The following is a 491-nucleotide window of genomic DNA, read 5'->3' as shown; positions in this document are numbered from 1 at the left end:
AGCGCCCGGAGCAAGGGCTGCTGGATATCCGCAAAAATCTCGGCCTGTTTGGCAATCTGCGTCCGGCCATTCTGTACCCGCAGCTGGCGGATGCTTCAACCCTGAAACCGGAAGTGGTCTCCGGGCTGGATATCCTGATTGTACGTGAACTGACAGGCGGCATTTATTTTGGTCAGCCACGGGGTGTACGGACACTGGAAAATGGCGAGCGTGAAGGCTACAACACCTACGTCTATAACGAATCCGAGATCCGTCGTATCGGTCGAGTGGCATTCGAATCAGCCATGAAGCGCAACAAAAAGCTCTGCTCGGTTGACAAGGCCAACGTACTGGAAGTGACCGTGCTGTGGCGCGAAATCATGGAAGAAATGTCAAAAGACTATCCGGAAGTCGAGCTGTCGCATATGTATGTCGACAATGCCGCCATGCAGCTGGTACGTGCTCCAAAACAGTTCGATGTACTGGTTACCGGCAATATGTTTGGCGATATC

At 53.0% G+C, this 491-nt stretch carries 1 protein-coding gene; it reads left to right on the top strand.

Annotation, left to right across the window (positions count from 1 at the left end; all coding sequences use genetic code 11):
* Positions 1-491: isocitrate/isopropylmalate family dehydrogenase (locus Q4563_RS15900; RefSeq protein WP_303605160.1), on the top strand; the 491-nt coding region annotated here is incomplete at both ends.

It is taken from the genome of Gilvimarinus sp. 1_MG-2023 (assembly GCF_030548285.1).
Note: the sequence above shows the minus strand (reverse complement) of the source record. Positions and strands in the feature narration are given on the sequence as shown.